The sequence below is a fragment of the Aquimarina gracilis genome (assembly GCF_035285365.1).
GTDB classification, from domain to species: Bacteria; Bacteroidota; Bacteroidia; order Flavobacteriales; family Flavobacteriaceae; genus Aquimarina; species Aquimarina gracilis.
In genome coordinates this window covers 341,692-364,180 of the sequence record NZ_JAYKLX010000002.1, presented here as the reverse complement: position 1 = coordinate 364,180, position 22,489 = coordinate 341,692, and the positions used below count along the sequence as shown (strand labels likewise).

The window sequence follows — 22,489 nt, the reverse complement described above, 5'->3', positions numbered from 1 at the left end:
TAATTCATTTTATGATAAATTCTGTATTAGGTATTGTTTTTCATGCTATCGGTGGTTTTGCGGCCGGATCCTTTTATCTTCCGATAAAAAAAATCAAAAGGTGGTCGTGGGAAAGTGGTTGGTTGGTTAACGGTTTTTTTGCCTGGCTCATTGTTCCATGGTTAGTTTCGTTACTTACAGTGCCAGAGACTATAACCATATTATACAAAGCTGACTTTTCAACACTTTTCTGGACTTATTTTTTTGGAGTACTCTGGGGAGTTGGGGGATTAACTTTTGGAATGGCAATGCGATATTTGGGGATGTCTCTGGGTATGGCACTAGCTTTGGGTCTTACTGCGGCTTTTGGAACTCTAATACCACCCATTTATGAAGGAAAATTTAGCAGTTTGTTACAAATTACTTCGGGTCAGGTAGTTTTAATAGGAATTGGAGTTTGTTTACTAGGAATTATTATTTGCGGAAGAGCAGGTATTCTTAAGGACAAAGAACTTTCTGATGAAGAAAAACGACAAGGGGTAAAAGAATTTAACCTCAAAAAAGGAATCATTGTCGCGCTGTTTGCGGGTATAATGAGTGCTTGTTTTGCTTTTGGAATAGTGGCCGGAGGACCCATCTCTGAATTAGCGGTTCAAAATAATGCTCCAATGTTATGGCAAAATGGCCCAACTTTTATAGTAATACTGGCCGGAGGTTTTACTTCTAATTTTATTTGGTGTGCCTATTTGAATATTAAAAAGAAGAGCTACAAAGATTATAGCAATAAAACAACACCATTGAAGATAAATTACCTTTTTGCTGCTATTGCAGGCACAACATGGTATTGTCAATTTATGTTTTATGGAATGGGATCTACACAAATGAGTGAACATGACTTTGCCAGTTGGACCTTGCATATGGCTTTTATTATCATTTTTAGTACAATGTGGGGGTTGATTACCAAAGAATGGAAAGGTGTGAGCAAAAAAGTAGCTCTGGTATTGACTTTAGGGTTAGTCGTATTGATTTCTTCCACGATCATCATAGGAATAGGAAATCAAATAGGCGGTACTGCATAACACCCTATTATTTTTTTAGTTCGACAGACCATTGATCTTTCCATTTCATTGTCTTTATGGTTCCATCTTGTTCAAACTCTAAAGGGGCACTCCAATACTGATAATCGTGTCCCTTAATGTTATCAGATGCAGAACCCCAAAGATCTCCAATCCAGATATACTTTTCTCCCTCGATTGTGTTAAGCTTCATTACATAAGACTGCTGAGCAGGAATTATTGGTTTCTGGGGGATATTGGGTCCGGTTATAAAAAAACTACCTTTTGAGTTGGTAGGGGTCTCTTCATTAAACGTTTCAACTTCACTTATATAAATGTTAGTATCACTTTCGATAGGAACAATTTTGAAACGGTCAGATATACTGGAAGAGAAATTAAGTACGATTTCCTCTTTTAAAGCAGATTTTTCAATGATTTGGTTTTTAATTTTGATACTTTTCCAAGTGTTGTTATTCCATTCAAAAATTTCAAACTTTGGAGAAACAATATCGGGATGTACTTTGGGATTATTTACATCGCCACAATTCTCGAGGCGATTCCCAGTAAAAATATGAAGTGCTAGTTTATTAATCGTTACTTTTTCATCAAAAAGAATTTCAACAGCATCATATCCATTTTTATTTTTTGATAGAGTTTCATATGATGTTCCTCTTTTTATTCCATCATTGATTTTTAAAGAGTGTTTTCCAGGGTATCGGTTGATATTATTAATGAGTGTATATCCTTTAAGTGGATGATCAGAAATATATACTCGCGCTCCTGATCCATAATTACAAAAACAGCAGGTGTAGTCAGTCAGCAGGTAATACTTTCCTGCTTTTTTAAACTGTGTTCCGGCTTCCATGTGTTGGTCGATAATACCACCGTTTTCTAAGGTAGAAGATAAATAATCATCACTTAGTTTTTCTACCGATACTTGATGATTTTGTATGGTATTATAACTAATATAACCCGACCCATCTTTATCTACAAAAAGACCAAAATCTCCTAAACCAACATCGGATCGGTACATCTTAACATTATCATTTTCAATTTTAAAAGGCCCCTGCGGAGTATCACTGGTTGCTACTCCAAATTGTCCGTCCCAAAGTTTTGGGTACCAATTATACCAGAGCACATATTTTTTAGTTTTTTCGTTATAAATAACATGCGGTCTATAGTAAACTCCTTCAGGTTGTATGTCTAGTAATTTACCTTCATATTTCCATTTCGTCATGTCTTTAGAACTATAGCATCGATAATGATTTTGAGTAGTAAATCCATTAGTACTGCCATAAGAGGTGCCATACCAATAAAAGGTATCACCAAATTGGATCACTCTGCCATCGTGAGCATCCACAATTTGTCCATTTGTATCTAATCTGGGTTTTGTATTATCTATATTGATAGTTTGTGCGAAAGATGAGAGAGGTAAAACTAGGCATATGAGAAGGATATAAGCAACTGTATTTTTCATGATCTTATCTATTATACCATAAAGATCAAGCTTTTTAGAATCAAAAGTATCCTGTACCTTGCTGGAATTAATATTGCAGGTAAGTGCATGATGAATAAAACAAAGACAAACTATACTTTTATAAGATATTAATAGACATTATGAATGCACGGGAAAATTTTAATTTGAAAACTATCTTTTTTTGTTTGACGTTGATCTCTATTTTATCCTGTAAAACAAACAAGGATACAAATATAAGTAGACAACCTAACATTATTATGATCGTGGCCGACGACCTAGGCTGGTACGACTTAAGTTGCTATGGTAATGAATTCATAGAAACTCCCAATCTGGATCAATTAGCAAGGGAAGGGATTAAATTTACAGATGCGTATGCAGCTGCACCACTTTGCAGTCCATCAAGGGCTAGTTTGATGACTGGTCTACATCCAATTCGAGTTAATATCACCGAACATATTCACGGAAATCACCCTGCTGGACCCAATCAAAAACTAAAAACACCGCCAATTGCACAACAGTTAAAGTTAGAACATAAAACCATAGCCGAAGCATTGAAAACAAAAGATTATAATACTGCTTTTATTGGTAAATGGCATTTGGGTGGAGGAAAGTTTACACCAGATCGTCGAGGATTTGATATTAATATAGCAGGGGCCTGGAACGGACTTCCAAAGAGTTTCTTTTACCCATTTTTTAACAAAGGGGAAAAACCCGAGCTTCAAAATTCTTCAAAAGAAGGAGATTATCTAACGGATATACTCACCGATAAGACTATAGAATACATTACAAAACAAAAGGATTCTGCATTTTTTGTAAGCTTGAACTATTATTCTCCTCACGTACCTATTCAAGCAAAGCCGGATCTAGTGGAAAAATATAAGAAGAAAAGAGGGGTTGATACTTCAGAAACTACCATGCCCAATATTCATTATGCGGCTATGGTAACATCTATCGACCAAAATGTGGGTAGAATTCTTGAAAAACTTAAAGAACTTAACTTAGAAGAAAATACAATGGTACTTTTTACATCAGATAATGGGGGATTATCGGTACGTGAAGTCGCTGCTTTTGCAAAGCACACACCGCCTACGGATAATGGAATGTTACGAGCAGGTAAGGGGTATGTATACGAGGGTGGAATCAGAGAGCCACTAATTGCTCGCTGGCCAAAAGTGATTAAAAAAAGTCAAATTGATTCAACTCCTGTAATAGGTCAGGATTTTTATAATACGTTCATGGAAATTGCTGAAATCAAAGAAAGAACGCAAGATGGAATAAGTTTACTTCCACTGTTTAAAGGTGATTCTCAAAAAGAAAGAGGTTTACTTTGGCATTTACCACATTATAGCCCACAACGGGGTAAACCTTCTACAGCATATCGTGAGGGAGATTGGAAGATTATTCACTTTTATGAGGATGATAGGTATGAGCTGTACAATTTGAAAAAAGACATATCTGAAAGTAATGATCTGTCTGAAGTCTTGACAGAGAAACTTGAAGTGTTAAAAGGTAATATGAGGAAATTACTTTCAGATTTAAAAGCTAAATTTCCTGAACCTAATCCAAATTATGTAGAAAACTAGTTAATGAAGACAATTCGGTTTACAATTTTTAGCATCCTCTTTTTTCAATTACTGCTTTCGCAAGAAACATCATATAAATTTGAAAACAATGTCCAATATTATGAAGGGATTAAGAAAAAGTTGGATAGTTATACAAAAGAAAGATGTGTGTTGGATTTGTACTATCCAACTCAAATTAAAAAATTTCCTACCATCGTTTGGATTCACGGTGGTGGTCTAGTAGGAGGTAAAAAGTACATTCCACAACGTTTAATGAATCAAGGATTTGCTGTTGTTTCTGTAGAGTATCGTTTGTATCCCAAAGCCAAAAAACCTAAATATATTGAAGATGCTGCGGCTGCTGTATCTTGGGTTTTTAGAAATATCAAGCGTTATGGAGGAGATCCTGATCAGGTTTTTGTCTCGGGACACTCTGCCGGAGGATACTTAACTAGTATGGTTTCTTTAGATAAAAAATGGCTGAAAGCTCATGACATCGATGCAGATAAGATTGCAGGGGTAATCCCTTTTAGTGGGCATACGATAACTCATTTTACAGTAAGAGCAGAGGACAACATACCAAGAAACCAACCAATTGTAGATGAGTTTGCGCCTTTGTATCATGTACGCGATAATGCACCTCCCTTTTTATTGATCACCGGAGATCGCAATCTTGAGTTACCTGGTAGATATGAAGAGAATCTTTATTTTGAAACAATGATGAAGAATACCGGTCATGAAGATATTGATCTATATGAATTGCAGGGATATGGGCATGATATGACCGAAGCAGGATATCCATTACTTGCTCAATTTGTAAAGGAACGAACAAAGAAACAGGTAAAAGACGTGTGGAAACTGGTTTGGTCTGACGAATTTGAAGGAAATGCTCTTGATACATTAAACTGGAACATAAAAGAAGCAAAACCAGGATGGGTAAATAATGAGTTGCAAGAATATATAAAAGAAGGAACGATTACCGTAAAAGATGGAAACTTAATTATTACAGCAAGAAAAGAAGGAGATAAATACATTTCAGGAAGAATCAACTCTTTGGGCAAGCGTGAGTTTCAATACGGGAAAATAGAATTTAGAGCGAAATTACCTATTGGCAATGGTACCTGGCCTGCCTTATGGATGTTGGGTAGTAATATCAAAGAAGTGGGATGGCCTAGCAGCGGAGAGATTGATGTTATGGAGCATATTGGTAAAATGCAAAATATTGTACACGGTACAGTGCACATGAAAGCAGCTAGTGGAAATCATCCCTATTCAGGTGGTCTCAAAGTAAATACAGCGTCTACAGATTTTCATAAATATGGTATTGAATGGGATGAAGAAAAGATTCGTTTTTTTATTGACGATTTAAATTACTATACCTATTCACCAGAACAAAAAACATCTGAGAACTGGCCTTTTGATCAACCATTTTTCTTCATTATTAATTTGGCTATAGGAGGTAATTGGCCTGGATTTGATATTGAAGATGAAAAACTTCCGCAGGCATTAGAAGTCGATTATATTCGAGTGTATCAAAAGAAATCCTAGAAATAACAAATGTGAGACCTTCTAAAACCAAGTCAGGTTTACAATTTGAAGATTTCGAAAAAGAAATCGACGGAAAACAAACGGGATTATTTGTGCTTTCAAATAATAATGGGCTTGAAGCAGCATTTACTAATTTTGGACAACGATTGGTATCACTTTTGGCTCCCGATAGAAATGGAGTTTTTGACGATATTGTTCTTGGTCATAGTACATTGGAGGAATATTTGTATCCTGAGAGTGAACACTATTTTGGTGCTATCATAGGAAGATATGCTAATAGAATTGCAAATGGAAAGTTAGTATTAGAGGGCAAAAAACATTTTCTCATCAAAAATAATGAGCCTAATCATTTGCACGGCGGTACTAGGGGATTTCACAAAGTGGTTTGGGAAACCGATCAAATTTCTAATAATAAGATAGAGTTTTCCTATATTTCTGAGCATCTGGAAGAAGGCTATCCAGGGAATCTTAAAGTAAAAGTGACCTATATTTTAACAGAAAACGATGAACTGAAAATTAACTACTTCGCTACATCTGATAAAACGACCATTATTAATTTAACACATCATTCTTATTTTAATCTCAATGGAGAGGGAAATGGTACTGTTGAAGATCATATCGTTAGAATTAATGCAGATTATTATACACCAATTAATAAAAGTATGATTCCTACTGGTGAGATTGCACCAGTTAGAGATACAGTAATGGATTTTAGTAAATCAAAGCCCTTGGGAAAGGATATTGAAGACAATCAACTGACATTAACCAAGGGATACGATCATAACTTTGTTCTGAGTAGAGGACCTTTTACTCCTGATCAAGACTTAATTTTTGCAGCTCAAGTCGAAGATCCTAATTCTGGAAGGGTATTGGAAGTATATACAACTGAGCCTGGTTTGCAACTATACAGTGGTAATTTTTTAAACGGAAAGACTAAGGGAAAGAGTAATTTAAACCACTCTTTTAGAAGAGGTTTGTGTTTAGAAACACAGCATTTTCCGGATTCGCCAAATCAAATTAGATTTCCCGATGTAATTTTAAAACCTGGCAGGACATACCGATCTTCAACAGTATATCACTTTGAGAATCAACAAAAGAAACCTACGCTTTACTCAAAATAAAAAAGCAAGCTCTTTGATTTTGAGCTTGCTTCGTTTCAACTTTTTGTTGATTTATTTGTGACCTCGGCAGGATTCAAACCTGCAACCTCTTGAGCCGTAATCAAGTGCACTATTCAGTTATGCTACGAGGCCTTTTTGCGGGTGCAAATATAATTGTTTTTTATAATGCGAACAAAATTTATTTTGAATTTTTATTTATAAAAAAAAACTACTTGATGGTTTTCAAAATCATAATCTTGCGTAACACATTTCAAGTAGCTTGATTATTTGCAGATATACAAGTTTATACATTATTTCTTGTATGCGTTTGTATTTGCTATTGAGCCTTTCTAGACATCATCTTCTTGGCGAGTTCTGCACCGATCAAAGATTGCAATAAGTTGCCATCATTACCTTGTTTTGCTCCGTCCTGGATATAAATTTCTGGCAATCTCAGCTTTTTTAATTCTCGGGCAATGTTTACAGAGGTCTTATATTCCCACTCTGCTCGTTCCTGCGGAGTAAGTCCGGCACTAACCAGTTTTGCATTTTCATACGATTGTGCATCGGCCAGTGTTTTTTGCGTTTTCGCTTTAAACTGTGCCACTTCATAATTTTTACGCTCTTCGATAAGGTTAAACTCTGCTACTTTGGCCTTTGTTTCTGCCTCAATAGTTTTTTGAATTTGCTCTTTTTCGAGTCTAGCACGTTCTGCTGCCTTTTCGGCCTCACCACGAGCTGTTTCTTTTTGTGCTCGATAAAACTCTCGTTCTGCTTGTTGCTTCTCTAATTGCGTTTGAGCAACCTCTTCTTTTTGCAATTGTAATCGCTTGTCAAAGGTAGATTCCCAGTCAATTTCGGTCACTACAGCCTGCACAACTGTCAGACCATAGGCTCTTAAAGAATTACCTTTTTCTCTCACAGGCTCTCCATTATGATATTTGATTCTGAAACGTTTTTGCTTTGATTCGTTATTTACAATAGTTCGTACCGTGGTACTATCACCAATAGTTTCTCTATTTTCGTTGGCAATGTACTCTTCTAGTACATACATCCCATTCTCGAGTTGATCCTTAAAGTATCTATCAAAATCTGAAGCTTGTCCAGAGATATAATCCTGCGCATCCATAAGTTTACAGGTGTTTTTTATAGATTGATCAATATTGGGTATAATACGAGATCGAATCAGGTTTCTTTCTGTTTTATTTCGATCTGCAACTGATAAGAATTGATCTTCATCTGCCGTATTGATGCTAATTACTACCGAAGTTGCAATTCTAGCCTTTACCGCATCACTAAATGCCCAATATTTTGCCTTATCTACATTGGCGTATTTACTTTGTTCCCCCAACTCACCATCACCATTTGGAATCACATATTTAATAGGTAATTCGAATTGTATTGGGATCAAGCGTCCCCACATTTTTGTGTTGATTCCTTGGTTTACAACAGCTTTTTGGCTTCCCCATGGGTATTGAACTGCATACGCGGTACCTGGTTCTGCATAGAAGAAAAAACCCGAGATGACACTTAGTACAAATCCCAAGCCAATCATCTGAAACGTACGTTGTTTTGTGAACCAGTTAAGAGCTTTAGATGAACTAAAAATTGGTTTAATAATGAAAATAATGATTCCGATAAGAATCATAACGATTCCTAAAAATGTTAGCATGTTAATTAGTTTAAAAAATGATTAATTGATAATTGTTCCCTTACCTGAAGAAGTAGTTTTACTTACATGATTTCTAAAGTTTTATAGTTAATAATTGATTCAATTGGTTGATTGTTTTTTCAATATATCTGAAGGAAAATTATCGACAAAATTTTTTAGCCAAAATCAATAAAGGTGATATTTTTATGTAAGTTTAAATGTTAATTTGGTTTTGATTTGTTATATAAAAATCTTGATTAATGTTTTATTTTGTAATTATAATTGTTGTTTTGGTTTAAAAATGTAATAAGTGAAGCGGATTTTTTGGAGATATTTCTGTTTAAAGTGTTAATATGAGTTTTTTGACACTCTTTTTTTAAATTTTCATTATTTTCGACCAATGGACATACAAGATTTTATCAGGGACATTCCGGATTTTCCAAAACCCGGAATTTTATTTAAAGACATTACTCCATTATTATCAAATCATGAAGCGTTGGTAGGATGTGCCAATAGATTGGCCAAACTCTCTCCAGACAATGTGAAAATCGACAAAGTTATTGGTATAGAATCTAGAGGGTTTATTATTGGTTCAATGATTGCCGAACGTTTGGAAGCGGGATTTGTTCCAGTTCGTAAGAAAGGGAAATTACCTTATCAGGTAAAATCGAAAGATTATGGTTTAGAATACGGCAAGGATACTCTCGAGATTCATGTTGATGCCATTAAAAAAGGGGAGAAGGTTCTTATTCATGATGATGTTTTGGCAACGGGAGGTACTGCAGAGGCAGTCTGTAATTTGGTAGAAGAGTTAGGCGGTGAAGTAGTGCAATGCAACTTTATTATGGAGCTCGATTTCTTAAATGGTAGGGATAAACTAAATTCGCCTGTTTCATCATTACTAAGTTATTAATAAAAAAGCCCTCGTGTATCACGAAGGCTTTAATCAAACTCTATATAATTAAACTACTTACTTTTTGGTAGTCGCTATAATGGCGCCGTCTTTTGCTTTATCTCCATAAATGCTAACGGCTGTTTCGGGTTTAAGAAAATCAACTTCTTCAAGCTTATCAGATTTTGCAAGGTTATCAAGCATTTCAAAATCTGCTTCTTTTCCATCTATAATAATTAGCTTTTCAATATCAGGATTGTCAACGAAATTAAATCTATGTTTAGGAAAGTTTTTGAAAGATTTAAGCTTTTGACCATTGAATATGAAGTTACCATGTTCATCTTCTTCAAAAGTAAAAGATTTCATCATTTGATCTTTTAACTTTTTAAAATTCATTTGTCCTTTAAAAATTAAAGAATCTGTGTCTTCATCAAAATCAAAATTGAAGGCAAAACCATGCTTTTTCATAATACTGTCCATATCAACTTTTGGAAAATGAAAAGTATGTTGATTGCGAAAAGATGCAATATCGAATGTCCCTGAATTTGTAATGTACAAGCTTCCATTTTTATAACCTAGTTCAATTTCTGAAATGGGGGTATTGGATGATGAAGAATATTGACTTTTTGAGTTTCCTTTTTTTAAAACAATGCTCAGACTGGTCATCTCATTGTTTTCATTATATTCTATCTTCTTTAATACCAACTCAATATCATTTTCAGCAAAAAAGGTTTTTAAATCCTCTAACTCTTTTTCTGTGGTGTTCTTATTAATGATAGCGGTAATTTCGTCAGACTGCTTTTGTGTTCTTGATGTCGATGTAAAGGCCGATAAGGAAAGCATACCTAGCACAGCCATTCCTATAAAGATCCATTTTTTCATATCCTTTTGTATTTTGGTTATTTATGCAAGGGTGTTAAACTTTATCTTAAATACGAAAAAGAGAAGAATGTGTTGCAAGAAATTTTATTAGCTTGGTAGGATTATTTTAAAGCTCTTTTGGTGACATATAATTTCCATCCAAAAATGAGCAATTGCAATTTTGAAGCCTTACTTAAGTCCAAACGTCTCTTGGTAAAACTAGGTAAGATTAGTTTATTTAATTTGGCCAAGATCGAAAATAAGATATTGTTCATAATGCGAAAATAAAAAAAACTCGCTGGTATAAGCGAGTTTTTGATTAAAATGTATGTCAGATTATTTTTTAAATTGTGCAAAAACTAATTCTGGATTTTTGGAAGTAATACCAATTAAATGAGCTTTTTCATGCTCTTTTCGGTATTGATCATCAATTCTGGTAGTCATACTCTTCCATGGAGTGGCATTTTCTAATACAACGACACCATCTTTGGCTTTCTTACCATATTTTGAGACTGCATTTTTGCCAATAAATAACATTATTTTTTTATTCGTTAAAAAAGTCTTTCCTATTAATTGAGACTTTTCATATTGCGTTCCATTGACAATATATATAGGGCTTTCCCCCAAAGAAGTAAATTGGTTTATGTTTTCGCCATTGTCTACAACTATAACAGAATCTAGTGCCGATTCTGGTCTGAAAAATCCAATTTCTTCGGTTTTTCCATTTTGATTCACCCTGATCTTAAAAATAACAGGCCGGATGTATTCGTTCCCATTATCGCTTTTAAACGATCCTTTGTTTCCGTAAGTATCTTCAAATTTCATGCTCATTTGTGAAATAAGATTGTCTTTAAAATCAATATTGTCAAATTCGATTTCAACATTGAAATACTCCTTTACAAAATTCTTAAACTCTTTAAGTTCTTCTATGGTACTTTCCTTTGTTATGTCCTTGGATAGAGAACCCATATAAGGTTTTGTAGAATCTAAAACGAATTCTGTTTGTTTTTCGTTTGAAGATTTTTCAGTCTTGTATTTGATAACTTCTTTTGTATTGAAACTCCATAGAAATAAAGATAATATTGGAAGGATAATACCAAATTTAATTATGTTTAGTCTTTTTGATGGTTGTTTGTTAATCATAAGGATTCTTTTTTTGATTAATGATTGATAAAAATTATTCGTTATGGCTATGTGGTGATTTGATGATATGTTCACCATGGTTAGTTGATATTCTTTAGGCGAAGAAACCTCCTTGATAGTTTCTTGATCTGCAATGAACTCCAAATTTTGTTCAAGACTTTTCTTGTATAACCACATAAATGGATTATACCATAAAACAACGGTTAATAGATTGGCTAAAAGAAGATCTATAGTATGATGTTGTTTGGCATGAATCATTTCATGTTTTAGAATCATACGTAACTCTTTGTCAGAATGCAACGTTGGATTGTAAACGATATACTTAAAAAAGGAAAAAGGAGCTATATCTTGATTGATCTCGATAAGGCGAAACGTGTCCTTAGATCTACTTCGACTGCTATTTAATAATTTACTAAGTGATATTAATTGGATACTAAACCGAATAGAAAATAAAAATAATCCAAGCCCGTATATGATACCCCCAATGAACCACCAGTTAATTTGATTTACTTCAGAAATAGTGTTTGGTAGAACAAATTCTTGTGTTGTTGTTGGAATTTCTTTTGAAATTATAGTATTAGGATTCTCGATATAAATAATTTCAGAAAACTCTACAAGAGGCAGTAGTATTGAAATTATTATACCCAGGATAAAAAAATGACGATTTATGTTAAAAAACGTATCCCTTTTTAATAATAGAAAATAAGTTAAGTAAAAAATAGAAATTAATAGGTTGACTTTCAATAAGTAGATTAAGGTTGTTTCCATATCATTTTTTTATCCTGGGAAATTCATTAGTTGTTTTTGGTGGTTATTTCGATGACAGCGTTTTCGGCTTTTTTACCATATTTTATAGTCGCAGTTTCTTTTTTTAGAACGTTGATCGATGTAATAGCGTTGGTATTAAGATTTTCAAAATTATGGAAAGTACTCTTGTTTCCATCAATGTATACTAGCGCATTAGAAGGTATTTTTTCTGGAGTTATGGCATACTTGTTTTCATAAATGTTTATTTTGGCTTTGTTTTTTTGTAACGTACCCAAGTATTTTTTAGAATCGGTTTTAAAATGAAACCCAGTTCCTTTATTAGCCATTTTTTTGGTAGTAATCTCAATAACTCCGTTTTTGGCTTTTTTGCCATACTTTTTAATAGCGGTGTCACCTTTTAGAACATTAATACTTTCAATGCTCTTAGAATCAAGTTTTTTCATTTTTTCTTTTGATGATTCTTTTCCGTCTATATACAACAAGGGTTCTTTTCCGTCATTGCCAGTAATAAAGGCAAAAGTATTATCATCGTCAGTACGGAATTCATAAACACCATCATGAGAACTACCATGTATTTCTTCTGTGATTACCTTTCCATTTTTGTCTTTTATTCTTACTACTTTGTTTTTTCCGCTGCCAGAAATGATAACTTCATGTTTTTTATCGTCATCCGAATGAATCTCTATAATCTTACTTTTCCCAGTACCATTTTTGTTAACCCATACAAAATCATGACTACTTTCAGATTGGCCAATATTTATCTTGTTGGTTTTATCGTTGTATGAAATTACAAAAGGATTAATAGGGCTATCATTTTGAAGAGCATAATTTGCATTGCTTTTTGGAGCGTTAATAGCTACTTTAATTCCTGTGATTTCATCATCACTGTTTCTTTCAATACCTGAGAATTTAACTTCCACATTAAACTCATCTTTAAACGTCTTTTTTACATTATCTAAATCCTTTTTTGTCGAGTTTTTACTAATTATAAATTCAATTACCTTTTCTCCTTCTTTTTGAAGCAATAACGTTTGGTTTGATTTCGTGTCAAATGTGTTCTCTTTGATCTTTACTATTTCATTAGAATTAAAACTCACTAAAAATAGGTACAGCAATGGAAGCATAAAAGTTATTTTCCAGAGTTTGCCATTTTGCGATGTTCTTTTGTTTAACATGACTATTCGTTTTTTGATTAATGACTGATAAAAATTATTTGCAATGGTTGCATAGTTGTTTGATGATACCTTCACCAAGGTTAACTGATATTCTTTTTTTGAATTTACCTGATTAATTGTTTCTTTATCGGCTATGAATTCTAAGTTTTGTTCAAGGCTGTTCTTATAAAACCAAACCGCAGGGTTAATCCATTGAAAAATTGTGAAAAGATTAATAGCCAATAAGTCAATTGTATGATATTGTATAACATGTATTTTTTCATGTTTGAGAATCATTTCCAGTTCAACTTTAGTATGCAAACTTGGATTATATACGATATGGTTAAAGAAAGAAAATGGTGCGATATCTTCACGTACTTCGATAAATACAAAGTCTCCTTGCTTTACTTTGGGATTGTTACCAAATAGCTTTTTTAAGGAAGCAAGTTGTACGAAAAAGCGTATAGTAAATATAAAAACCCCAATGCAATAAAGTATTGCACCAATTTGCCACCAGTTTATAGAAGGTTCTGGTTTACTAGATTCTATTTGGGTTCCATAATCAACAATTTGAAAATTAGGAGCCTCTATAAATTTTATGGTGGTAAGCTCTAGGAAAGGTAAAAACAATGAAATCAAAATACCTATCAATAAAAAATGTCGATTCACATTGAAAAATGTATCTTTTCTAAGTAAGAAATAATACCCTAAGTAGAAAATACCTAGTAAAACACTTGATTTCAGAAGGTAGATAAGAAATGTTTCCATGGCTATTTTTTTTCCTCTATTACTTTTAAAATTTCACGTAGTTCTTCAGCAGTAATCTTTTCTTCTTTGGCAAAAAATGATACCATGTTTTTGTAAGAGTTGTTGAAATACTGTGACATAGCTTTTCCAACAAATTGGCTACTATATTGTTCCTTGGTAATGATAGGATAGTACTGATGAGTCTTTCCAAAAGCCTTATGACTAATATATCCCTTCTCTTCAAGATTTCGAATAATGGTAGATACAGTGTTGTAATGAACAGTATTATTAAGCTCTGCTTGTACCTCTTTGGCAAAAGCTTTCCCTAATTTCCATAATGCGTGCATTATCTCTTCTTCTTTGTTTGTAAGTTTTTCCATGAGAAAATTAATTAAACATGGTCAAACATATAACTATAATTTTAGTTATACAACTATTTTTATAGTTATTTAACTATTTTTATAGTTTTTAAAAACCTATTTCTTTCCAAAAAAATGATAAAATAGTTTTGATATTTATAGAACTACGAGATACTTATTTTATATTCGCATCCAAATAATATTCTATGTTTTTAAGCATACTTTATGTGTTAATTGGCTTTGTACTTCTCGTTGTAGGGGGTGAGTTTTTGGTGAGATCTTCGGTGGCACTATCGTTTAGGCTTAAATTGTCTAAAATGGTTATAGGTCTAACGGTAGTTTCTTTTGCAACTTCTGCTCCAGAGCTATTGGTTAGTATACAAGCTGCCCTAGACGGATTATCTGATATTTCTTTAGGGAATGTTGTAGGTTCAAATATTGCTAACATAGGTTTGGTTTTGGGTATAACAGCTATTATAGGGCCTTTGGCAATTGATAGAGATTTTTATAAATTCAATTGGCCTGTAATGGTATTGCTATCCTTTGCGTTGTACTTGCTTTTGGATAATGATGGAATGCTAACTCAATTCGAAGGGGGTATGCTCTTCTTGTCATTGCTTGTCTATCTTTTTTTATTAATAAGGAGAGCTCGAAAGTTTTCAGACGTTATGTTAGAGGAAGTCGATGATTCTTTGCAAAAAACATCAAATTTTAAAATCATTGTGTGGTTATTAATAGGCGGTTGTGCTTTGTATTTTGGGTCAGAATTGTTAGTTAAGGGAGCCGAAGATATAGCAGTAAAAATGGGCGTAAGTGAAGGTGTTATAGCAGTGACTCTTATTGCGGTGGGAACAAGTGTTCCCGAATTAGCTGCTTCGGTTATAGCGGCACTAAAAAAAGAAAAGGCTATATCGTTGGGCAATCTTATAGGCTCCAATATTTTTAATATAGCATCTGTTTTAGGGATAACATCTTTAATTCAACCCATTGCTGTAAAAGACGAAACGTTAATGAATGTAAATATTTATTGGATGCTTGGATTTGCATTGGTTTTACTTCCATTGGCATTTATCCCTAAGAGAATGGTCCTTAGCCGACCTAAAGGTTTCTTGATTTTTGTCGCTTATACGGTTTTTATAGCACTTGTGTTTATTAAATAATTTGGCGTTGCCATTTACCATTCAGAAAAACCGTTTATCATAATTCTATAAACCGCAAGGCTGTTTTCATATACTTTTGATAGTGAATCAAAAAAACAGTTATTATGGTTACACTTATAAAATGGATAATTGCAGCGGTAATTATTCTTGTTTCTCAAATTGTAAATGCACAACAGGTTGAAGGTATGTGGAACGGTGCACTCAATGTTTCAGGTTCCGAATTACCTGTAGTCATTACGGTTGTAAAAAATAATGATTCTTATACTTCAACGTTAAAAAGTCCCAGACAATCCGATCAAGAATTTCCGTGTGATAAGACAGTATTTGCAGAAGGAAACTTTCAGTTTGAAGTAAGTGCGTTAAAAATTAGTTTTAAAGGAGTATTAAAAGATAATGAAATAAAGGGAACGTTTAGTCAAGGGGCCGGCGAATTGCCTTTAATATTAAAACGAGGCGATGTTAGGACTGTATCAAGATTGCAAGATCCTAAAAAACCTTATCCATATACTTCGATAGATGTAAGCTTTAATAATGCAAGTGCAAACAACATAAAACTATCTGGGACATTAACGCTACCAAAAGACGTCGATAATCCGCCAGTTATAATATTGATATCGGGATCAGGTCCGCAGAATAGAGATGAAGAGATTAAAGCATTTAACCATAGGCCGTTTTTAGTGCTTTCTGATTATTTAACTCGTAATGGAGTTGCTGTTCTTCGCTATGATGATAGGGGTGTCGCCAAAAGTGAAGGAGTTTTTGAAGGGGCAACTTCTGCTGATTTTGCTACAGATGTAGAGGCAGCTATTGATTTTCTAAAAAAAAGAAGGGATGTAAATACACAAAAAATTGGTTTAGTTGGGCATAGTGAAGGTGGTTTTATTGCGCCAATGGTAGCATCAAGAAGAAAAGACGTTTCATTTGTTGTTTTGTTATCGGGAACTGGTGTTGCAGGACGAGAAGTTCTTTTATCACAAATAAATCGTGGTGCAGAATTAGAGAATGTACCTGCCGAAATCATAAAAATAAATAACAAGTTTGTAGATATCGTTTTGTCGACAGTTTATCATGAAGATAATCCTCAGGTTATAAAAACTAAAGTGAAAAAGGAAATTGAAACATATCACAGAAGTTTGAATAATGACCAAAAAGAAAAGTTTCCTCTGGGAGAAGTAGAAAAACAATTAAGGCAATTTGTAAATGATCCATGGATGCATTATTTCATAAAAACTGATCCAGCCAAATTTTTATCAAAAACTAAGGTGCCGGTTTTGGCATTAAATGGTAGTAAGGATTTTCAGGTAATTACTGAAATTAACTTAACAAGAATTGACGAAGTGTTAAAGAAATCAGGAAATGAAGATATAACGATAAAAGAAATAGAAGGAGTAAATCACCTATTTCAAATGGCAGATACAGGGGCCAGCTCCGAATATGCTAAAATTGAAGAAACATTTAACGTTGAGGTTATGAAAATGATAAGTGATTGGATAAACAAAAGATTTTAATCTTTATTTTTCAGTTTGAAAGTATAAAAGTATAAGTTTTGAGTAAGATGAAATTGACACAACAGTCATGGTTCTGGATATTGCAATTTTTAGGTTGGGGCGGCTTGGCATTAACACAAGTGTTTTTGAAATCCGCAATTATAGAGGATGTTTCTCTTAATTACATTATTACCGAAGGGATTCTAATTGTGGTTTCTGGAGTGTTGTTTACTAGCTTAATGAGATGGTTTTATCTTAGAAAAATCTCTTTTGATGATTTTAATTTGCAAACGGTTCTTTGGGTTGTTGTAACAATTTTGGTTACATGTTTCTTGTTGGTTGGGTTCGAGTATATGATTGCAAGTTATTTTTATTCGATTTTTGAAGGAAAGGAAATCGAATTTAATTTTTTGGCCAACATTCTTAATACTTTCTTTATGTTGTTGTTTTGGGGTATTTTATATTTTTCAATAAAAGCCTTTCTAAGATCTCAAAAAGAAAAAGTTGAACGTTTGAAACTAATATCAAACCTCAAAGAATCTCAATTAAATACTTTAAAAGGACAAATCAATCCGCATTTCATGTTTAATAGTCTTAATAATATTCGCGGGTTGATGCTAGAAGATGTCCCCAAATCCAGAGAAATGATTACAAAGTTGTCAGAACTATTAAGGTACTCATTAAATAGTGATACGTTGGACACAATATTGCTTCAAGAAGAATTAGAAACGGTAGAGAATTATGTCGAGTTATCAAAAATCCAATTAGAAGATCGATTGGAGTACAGAGAAAAAGTTGACAAAAATGTGCTAGATGTTGAGGTGCCTCCAATGCTTATTCAAATGCTTATAGAGAACGCTATAAAACATGGTGTTTCTAATCAAGTAAAAGGAGGTTGGGTTGAGTTGGAGATACATAAAGAGGAATATAATTTATGTATTATTGTGAGTAATAATGGTAGGTTGAAACAGGTGAAATCTTCCACCAGAATTGGACTTAATAATATAAAAGAAAGGTTACGATTACTTTATGGTAATAAGGCTCTTTTTGATCTGAAAGAAGAAAACGATAAAGTAATTGCTAAAATTAGAATCCCATTAGATGAATCATAATACGGCAGTTATAGTTGAAGACTCAAGACTTGCGAGAAAAGAATTGCAAGAATTATTAAAGGAATACCCTTCGATCAAAGTTATTGGAGAAGCCAAAAATGTAGACGAAGCTTTCAAGCTTATTGTCGAGGTTAATCCTGATATATTGTTTTTGGATATTAATATGCCAGAAAAAAATGGGTTTGATCTGCTTGAAATGTTGGATCAGGTTCCATTGGTGGTATTTACAACGGCCTATGACGAATATGCTATAAAATCTTTTGAGTATAATGCTTTCGACTACTTATTGAAACCTATAAACCAATCGAGGTTTTCCAAGACGATCGATAAGTTGAAAGAAGAGTTATCTAAAAAGAAAAAAGCTGCATCAAGTGAAAAACTCTCAGAGATGAGTCAAATTTTCATTAAAGAAGGTGAAAAATGTTGGCTGGTTACCATATCCGACATCAAATTTTTCGAAGTAGTAGGTAATTATACCAGAGTGTATTTCGAAAATGAAAAGCCTCTTATTTATAAATCCTTAAATCAGGTCGAGGGAAAGCTTCCTACTACTGTTTTCTTTAGGGCAAATAGGCAACAAATAATTAACCTTAATTATATAAAAAAAGTAACTCCATGGTTTAACGGTAAGTTAAAAATAGACTTAGGTTTAGATGTTGAGATTGAAATATCCAGAAGACAATCTATAAAATTCAGAGACGAGCTAGGTTTATAAAAAAACCTCTGAATATTTTCAGAGGTTTTTTTGCGTTTAACCAACATAGTATAGTTAGTTCAGTTCTTAGTCTCTTATTGAGCAAGTAATGCTTCTACGTCTGCTGTTTTAACAGTTTTTACAATTCTTGCAGCAATCTTATATGGGTCACCATTAGATGCTGGACGACGATCTTCTAACCATCCTTTCCATCCATTTTCAACGGTGATAATTGGAATTCTAATAGAAGCTCCTCTATCAGATACTCCATAAGAGAATTCATTGATAGATTGTGTTTCATGATCTCCTGTTAATCTTTGGTCATTAAATTCACCATATACTTCAATGTGCTCTTTTGTTACAGGTCTGAAAGCTTCACAAATAGCTTCATATACTTCCTGGGAACCACAAGTTCTTAGTACAGAATTAGAGAAGTTTGCGTGCATACCAGATCCATTCCAATCTCCTTTAATTGGTTTTGGGTGATATTCAATATAATAACCGTATTTTTCAGTAAGACGATCTAATAGGTATCTTGCTACCCATATTTCATCACCAGCTTTTTTTGCTCCTTTAGAAAAAAGTTGAAATTCCCACTGTCCACTGGCAACTTCTTGATTAATTCCTTCAAAGTTAAGTCCAGCTTCGATACATAGATCAGCATGTTCTTCTACAAAGTCTCTTCCATGAGTATTTTTTCCTCCTACAGAACAATAGTACATCCCTTGTGGACCAGGATAACCACCCACAGGGAAACCTAATGGTAATTGAGTGTTTTTGTCCATAATGAAGTATTCTTGCTCAAAACCAAACCAGAAATCATTATCATTATCATCAATAGTAGCTCTTGCATTAGACTCATGAGGAGTACCGTCTGCATTTAGAACTTCTGTCATTACTAAATATCCATTTTTTCTTGTAGGATCAGGATAGATAGCTACAGGCTTTAATAGACAGTCTGAAGATCCACCTTCAGCTTGTTTAGTTGAACTACCATCAAAAGACCACATTGGGCAATCTTCAAGCTTTCCGCTAAAATCCTCTTCGATTTTTGTTTTACTTCTTAGATTAGCAGTTGGTTTGTAACCATCTAGCCAAATGTATTCTAATTTAGCTTTACTCATAATTAACACTTTATAAATTGAACTCTTAAAGGTGTCAAAATTAATTCTTCTTTTGTTATGAGCAAAAAAAACAGGGGTATTTAATCAAAAGTTATACTCATTTTTATTAACACCCTATTTTTTTAGGGGGTATTTTTCAAAATCATTAATTTTAAAAGAGTATATTTTTCATATTAACAATAGAAACTTGTTTTATATTTGTAGTAAAATTTATTTGATTATGTCTACACTTAGATTTCAAGCCTTAAAAGAAACGTTAAATCGTAGTTCTGTAACAGTTACAGAAACAGAGCGCCGCTCTATATTGTTTGGGGAAAATGTATTTAACCAAACGACAATGCTTCAATATTTAACAAAGGATGCTTATACGAGTGTAATGGATGCTATAGAGCATGGGTCGAAGATAGATCGTAAGATTGCCGATCAAATAGCTTCTGCCATGAAAGAATGGTCATTATCAAAAGGGGTTACACATTATACACATTGGTTTCAACCACTTACAGGGGCTACCGCAGAAAAGCATGATGCTTTTTTTGAAACCGTTGGAAATGGACAAGGAATAGAGAAGTTTGGAGGAGGGCAATTGGTTCAACAGGAACCCGATGCGTCTTCTTTTCCACATGGTGGAATTCGTAATACATTTGAAGCCAGAGGATATACGGCATGGGACCCTACTTCTCCTGCATTTATTTATGGTACAACATTGTGTATTCCTACCGTTTTTGTGGCCTATACTGGTGAAGCGTTGGATTATAAAACGCCTTTATTAAGGGCTTTGCATGCCGTAGACGAAGCGGCCACAGCAATCGCGAAGTATTTTGATAAAAATGTAAAAAAAGTAAATGCTTCTTTGGGCTGGGAACAAGAGTATTTTTTGATCGATCACGCACTAGTAGAGTCGCGACCAGATATCGTAATGACAGGTAGAACGCTATTGGGTCATTCTTCGGCCAAAGGACAACAATTAGATGATCACTATTTTGGTAGTATTCCTACCAGGGCACTAAATTTTATGATGGATCTTGAAATAGAGTGTATGAAACTTGGTATTCCTGTAAAGACAAGACATAATGAGGTGGCTCCAAATCAATTTGAATTGGCTCCCATTTATGAGGAAACAAATCTGGCTGTAGATCATAATTCTCTATTAATGGATATCATGGGTAAAGTTGCGGCCAGGCATAAGCTTAGAGTTTTACTGCATGAAAAACCCTTTGCTGGAGTGAATGGATCCGGAAAACATAATAATTGGTCCCTGGGAACAAATACCGGAGTAAATCTTCTAAGTCCAGGAAAAACCCCAATGAGTAACCTACAGTTTTTAACATTCTTCATTAATACGATAAAAGCTATTAATGAAAATGAAGAATTGATGAGAGCTGGTATAGCTTCTGCAAGTAATGATCATAGATTAGGTGCAAACGAAGCTCCTCCGGCAATTATGTCGGTGTTTATTGGAGAACAGTTAACAGCTGTACTTAAGGAGTTGGAAGGAGTAACAGATGGGAAATTATCACCACAGGAAAAAACAGATCTTAAATTAAATGTTGTTGGAAAAATACCGGAAATTCTTTTGGATAATACCGACCGTAATAGGACATCCCCTTTCGCGTTTACGGGGAATAAATTTGAATTTAGAGCAGTAGGTTCAAAGGCAAATTGTGCTAATCCTATGACTATCCTTAATACAATTGTAGCCAAGCAGTTGACCGATTTCAAAAAGGAAGTTGATAAGTTAATAGATAAAAAAGGATTGAAAAAAGATGAAGCAATTTTTAATGTATTGCGCGAGTACATCAAACAATCCAAAAATATTCTTTTTGAAGGGAATGGATATAGTGACGAATGGGAAAAAGAAGCTAAGAAAAGAGGGTTAAGCAACAATAAAACAACTCCAGAAGCATTAAAGGCAAAGATTTCTGAAAAGAACATTAAACTTTTTGAGGAGATGGGAGTAATGAATGAGATAGAGGCAAAAGCTCGTTATGAAATAGAGGTTGAAGAATATGTTATGCGCATACAAATTGAAGGCAGGGTACTTGGCGATATTGCACGCAATCATATTATTCCTACCGCAATACGATATCAAAACATGCTCATTAATAATGTTTCGGGCCTGAAAGAACTGTATGGTAAAGATTTCAAGGAATATGGCAAAGAACAAATGCAAATTATTGAAGATATTTCTCAGTACATAGGTAAGATAAATACCAAGGTGAATGAAATGACAGAACAACGCAGAAAAGCAAATAAACTTATAGACTTAGAGAAAAAGGCTTCAGATTATTGTAAAAAAGTAAAACCGTTATTTGATGAAATTAGGTACAGTTGCGATAAATTGGAACTCTTGGTAGATGATGAATTATGGCCTTTAACAAAATACCGTGAACTCCTGTTTACTAGATAAGTAGGAATAAACTTACTTGCAGTGCTTTTTATGTGTTATTCTTAACAAAATAATAAAACCTGTTAAATCCTTAAAAAATCCGTAGTTAATTCATTTTCTACGGATTTTCCGTAACGTATTTCGTCGAATAGTTGAAGAATTCATAAAAATAGCCTTTATATTTTCATAAATTTGTCACTGCTGAGAGATTAGCTTTCAGCTTACACCCC

The 22,489-nt window shown here is 33.7% G+C and carries 18 protein-coding genes and 1 tRNA gene; 10 read left to right on the top strand and 9 right to left on the bottom strand.

Annotated features, from left to right (window positions below):
* The first annotated feature begins 11 nt into the window (after positions 1-11).
* The gene (gene rhaT, locus U6A24_RS04600) at positions 12-1,058 is read left to right on the top strand and encodes an L-rhamnose/proton symporter RhaT (RefSeq protein WP_324178763.1); all 1,047 of its coding nucleotides are present in this window, start codon (positions 12-14) and stop codon (positions 1,056-1,058) included.
* A 7-nt stretch (positions 1,059-1,065) separates the two neighbouring features.
* Here the strand turns inward: rhaT and U6A24_RS04595 are convergent, their stop codons facing one another.
* On the bottom strand, positions 1,066-2,511 hold the full coding sequence (locus tag U6A24_RS04595; RefSeq protein WP_324178762.1) for a family 43 glycosylhydrolase: 1,446 nt from the start codon (positions 2,509-2,511) through the stop codon (positions 1,066-1,068).
* Positions 2,512-2,768: 257 nt separating this feature from the next.
* Here U6A24_RS04595 and U6A24_RS04590 point away from each other — a divergent pair, with 257 nt between their 5' ends.
* The 3 genes from U6A24_RS04590 to U6A24_RS04580 are packed head-to-tail and all read left to right on the top strand — an operon-like array spanning position 2,769 to position 6,742.
* Complete coding sequence (locus tag U6A24_RS04590; RefSeq protein ID WP_324178761.1) at positions 2,769-4,094, top strand: sulfatase; 1,326 nt, start codon at positions 2,769-2,771, stop codon at positions 4,092-4,094.
* A gap of 3 nt (positions 4,095-4,097) precedes the next feature.
* Positions 4,098-5,621, top strand: a complete 1,524-nt coding sequence (locus U6A24_RS04585; RefSeq protein WP_324178760.1) for a family 16 glycosylhydrolase — start codon at positions 4,098-4,100, stop codon at positions 5,619-5,621.
* Between the two features lie 11 nt (positions 5,622-5,632).
* A complete protein-coding gene (locus tag U6A24_RS04580) occupies positions 5,633-6,742 on the top strand; it encodes an aldose epimerase family protein (protein WP_324178759.1) in 1,110 nt (369 codons plus the stop codon).
* 58 nt (positions 6,743-6,800) lie between these two features.
* On the opposite strand, the gene U6A24_RS04575 is transcribed toward U6A24_RS04580, so the two are convergent.
* Positions 6,801-6,874: transfer RNA gene (locus U6A24_RS04575), tRNA-Arg, on the bottom strand.
* A 184-nt stretch (positions 6,875-7,058) separates the two neighbouring features.
* Positions 7,059-8,393, bottom strand: a complete 1,335-nt coding sequence (locus U6A24_RS04570) for a hypothetical protein (RefSeq protein ID WP_324178758.1) — start codon at positions 8,391-8,393, stop codon at positions 7,059-7,061.
* A gap of 379 nt (positions 8,394-8,772) precedes the next feature.
* Here U6A24_RS04570 and U6A24_RS04565 point away from each other — a divergent pair, with 379 nt between their 5' ends.
* Positions 8,773-9,285 carry an adenine phosphoribosyltransferase gene (locus U6A24_RS04565; RefSeq protein ID WP_324178757.1) on the top strand — a complete coding sequence of 171 codons (513 nt, stop codon included), beginning with the start codon at positions 8,773-8,775 and terminating at the stop codon, positions 9,283-9,285.
* Between the two features lie 57 nt (positions 9,286-9,342).
* Here U6A24_RS04565 and U6A24_RS04560 read toward each other — a convergent pair whose 3' ends face one another.
* The 5 genes from U6A24_RS04560 to U6A24_RS04540 form a co-directional block, all read right to left on the bottom strand.
* Positions 9,343-10,146: a hypothetical protein gene (locus U6A24_RS04560; protein ID WP_324178756.1), complete on the bottom strand. Its 804-nt coding sequence runs from the start codon at positions 10,144-10,146 to the stop codon at positions 9,343-9,345.
* Positions 10,147-10,247: 101 nt separating this feature from the next.
* Positions 10,248-10,400: an SsrA-binding protein gene (locus U6A24_RS04555; RefSeq protein WP_324178755.1), complete on the bottom strand. Its 153-nt coding sequence runs from the start codon at positions 10,398-10,400 to the stop codon at positions 10,248-10,250.
* A gap of 61 nt (positions 10,401-10,461) precedes the next feature.
* Complete coding sequence (locus U6A24_RS04550) at positions 10,462-12,036, bottom strand: M56 family metallopeptidase (RefSeq protein WP_324178754.1); 1,575 nt, start codon at positions 12,034-12,036, stop codon at positions 10,462-10,464.
* A gap of 26 nt (positions 12,037-12,062) precedes the next feature.
* Complete coding sequence (locus U6A24_RS04545; protein ID WP_324178753.1) at positions 12,063-13,958, bottom strand: TonB-dependent receptor plug domain-containing protein; 1,896 nt, start codon at positions 13,956-13,958, stop codon at positions 12,063-12,065.
* A gap of 2 nt (positions 13,959-13,960) precedes the next feature.
* On the bottom strand, positions 13,961-14,317 hold the full coding sequence (locus tag U6A24_RS04540; protein ID WP_324178752.1) for a BlaI/MecI/CopY family transcriptional regulator: 357 nt from the start codon (positions 14,315-14,317) through the stop codon (positions 13,961-13,963).
* A 185-nt stretch (positions 14,318-14,502) separates the two neighbouring features.
* Between U6A24_RS04540 and U6A24_RS04535 the strand changes: the two genes are divergently transcribed.
* From U6A24_RS04535 to U6A24_RS04520, 4 genes are all read left to right on the top strand, one after another.
* Positions 14,503-15,456, top strand: coding sequence for a calcium/sodium antiporter (locus U6A24_RS04535; protein WP_324178751.1), 954 nt, complete (start codon positions 14,503-14,505; stop codon positions 15,454-15,456).
* Positions 15,457-15,560: 104 nt separating this feature from the next.
* The gene (locus tag U6A24_RS04530) at positions 15,561-16,964 is read left to right on the top strand and encodes an alpha/beta hydrolase family protein (RefSeq protein WP_324178750.1); all 1,404 of its coding nucleotides are present in this window, start codon (positions 15,561-15,563) and stop codon (positions 16,962-16,964) included.
* 47 nt (positions 16,965-17,011) lie between these two features.
* Complete coding sequence (locus U6A24_RS04525; protein WP_324179014.1) at positions 17,012-18,055, top strand: sensor histidine kinase; 1,044 nt, start codon at positions 17,012-17,014, stop codon at positions 18,053-18,055.
* Positions 18,045-18,770, top strand: a complete 726-nt coding sequence (locus tag U6A24_RS04520; RefSeq protein WP_324178749.1) for a LytR/AlgR family response regulator transcription factor — start codon at positions 18,045-18,047, stop codon at positions 18,768-18,770. The genes U6A24_RS04525 and U6A24_RS04520 overlap by 11 nt, the downstream gene beginning before the upstream one ends.
* Before the next feature lie 74 nt (positions 18,771-18,844).
* On the opposite strand, the gene U6A24_RS04515 is transcribed toward U6A24_RS04520, so the two are convergent.
* Complete coding sequence (locus U6A24_RS04515) at positions 18,845-19,873, bottom strand: glutamine synthetase beta-grasp domain-containing protein (protein ID WP_324178748.1); 1,029 nt, start codon at positions 19,871-19,873, stop codon at positions 18,845-18,847.
* Positions 19,874-20,093: 220 nt separating this feature from the next.
* On the opposite strand from U6A24_RS04515, the gene U6A24_RS04510 reads away from it, so the two are divergent.
* Entirely contained in the window at positions 20,094-22,280 is a 2,187-nt protein-coding gene (locus tag U6A24_RS04510) for a glutamine synthetase III family protein (RefSeq protein ID WP_324178747.1), read from the top strand.
* Positions 22,281-22,489 lie beyond the last annotated feature (209 nt).

What these genes read in the sequence shown, in the direction of transcription:
- rhaT (WP_324178763.1), top strand. Translation starts at nt 12, where the DNA reads ATGATAAATTCTGTATTAGGTATTGTTTTTCATGCTATCGGTGGTTTT.
- U6A24_RS04595 (WP_324178762.1), bottom strand. Translation starts at nt 2,511, where the DNA reads ATGAAAAATACAGTTGCTTATATCCTTCTCATATGCCTAGTTTTACCT.
- U6A24_RS04590 (WP_324178761.1), top strand. Translation starts at nt 2,769, where the DNA reads ATGATCGTGGCCGACGACCTAGGCTGGTACGACTTAAGTTGCTATGGT.
- U6A24_RS04585 (WP_324178760.1), top strand. Translation starts at nt 4,098, where the DNA reads ATGAAGACAATTCGGTTTACAATTTTTAGCATCCTCTTTTTTCAATTA.
- U6A24_RS04570 (WP_324178758.1), bottom strand. Translation starts at nt 8,393, where the DNA reads ATGCTAACATTTTTAGGAATCGTTATGATTCTTATCGGAATCATTATT.
- U6A24_RS04565 (WP_324178757.1), top strand. Translation starts at nt 8,773, where the DNA reads ATGGACATACAAGATTTTATCAGGGACATTCCGGATTTTCCAAAACCC.
- U6A24_RS04560 (WP_324178756.1), bottom strand. Translation starts at nt 10,146, where the DNA reads ATGAAAAAATGGATCTTTATAGGAATGGCTGTGCTAGGTATGCTTTCC.
- U6A24_RS04555 (WP_324178755.1), bottom strand. Translation starts at nt 10,400, where the DNA reads ATGAACAATATCTTATTTTCGATCTTGGCCAAATTAAATAAACTAATC.
- U6A24_RS04550 (WP_324178754.1), bottom strand. Translation starts at nt 12,036, where the DNA reads ATGGAAACAACCTTAATCTACTTATTGAAAGTCAACCTATTAATTTCT.
- U6A24_RS04545 (WP_324178753.1), bottom strand. Translation starts at nt 13,958, where the DNA reads ATGGAAACATTTCTTATCTACCTTCTGAAATCAAGTGTTTTACTAGGT.
- U6A24_RS04540 (WP_324178752.1), bottom strand. Translation starts at nt 14,317, where the DNA reads ATGGAAAAACTTACAAACAAAGAAGAAGAGATAATGCACGCATTATGG.
- U6A24_RS04535 (WP_324178751.1), top strand. Translation starts at nt 14,503, where the DNA reads ATGTTTTTAAGCATACTTTATGTGTTAATTGGCTTTGTACTTCTCGTT.
- U6A24_RS04530 (WP_324178750.1), top strand. Translation starts at nt 15,561, where the DNA reads ATGGTTACACTTATAAAATGGATAATTGCAGCGGTAATTATTCTTGTT.
- U6A24_RS04525 (WP_324179014.1), top strand. Translation starts at nt 17,012, where the DNA reads ATGAAATTGACACAACAGTCATGGTTCTGGATATTGCAATTTTTAGGT.
- U6A24_RS04520 (WP_324178749.1), top strand. Translation starts at nt 18,045, where the DNA reads ATGAATCATAATACGGCAGTTATAGTTGAAGACTCAAGACTTGCGAGA.
- U6A24_RS04515 (WP_324178748.1), bottom strand. Translation starts at nt 19,873, where the DNA reads ATGAGTAAAGCTAAATTAGAATACATTTGGCTAGATGGTTACAAACCA.
- U6A24_RS04510 (WP_324178747.1), top strand. Translation starts at nt 20,094, where the DNA reads ATGTCTACACTTAGATTTCAAGCCTTAAAAGAAACGTTAAATCGTAGT.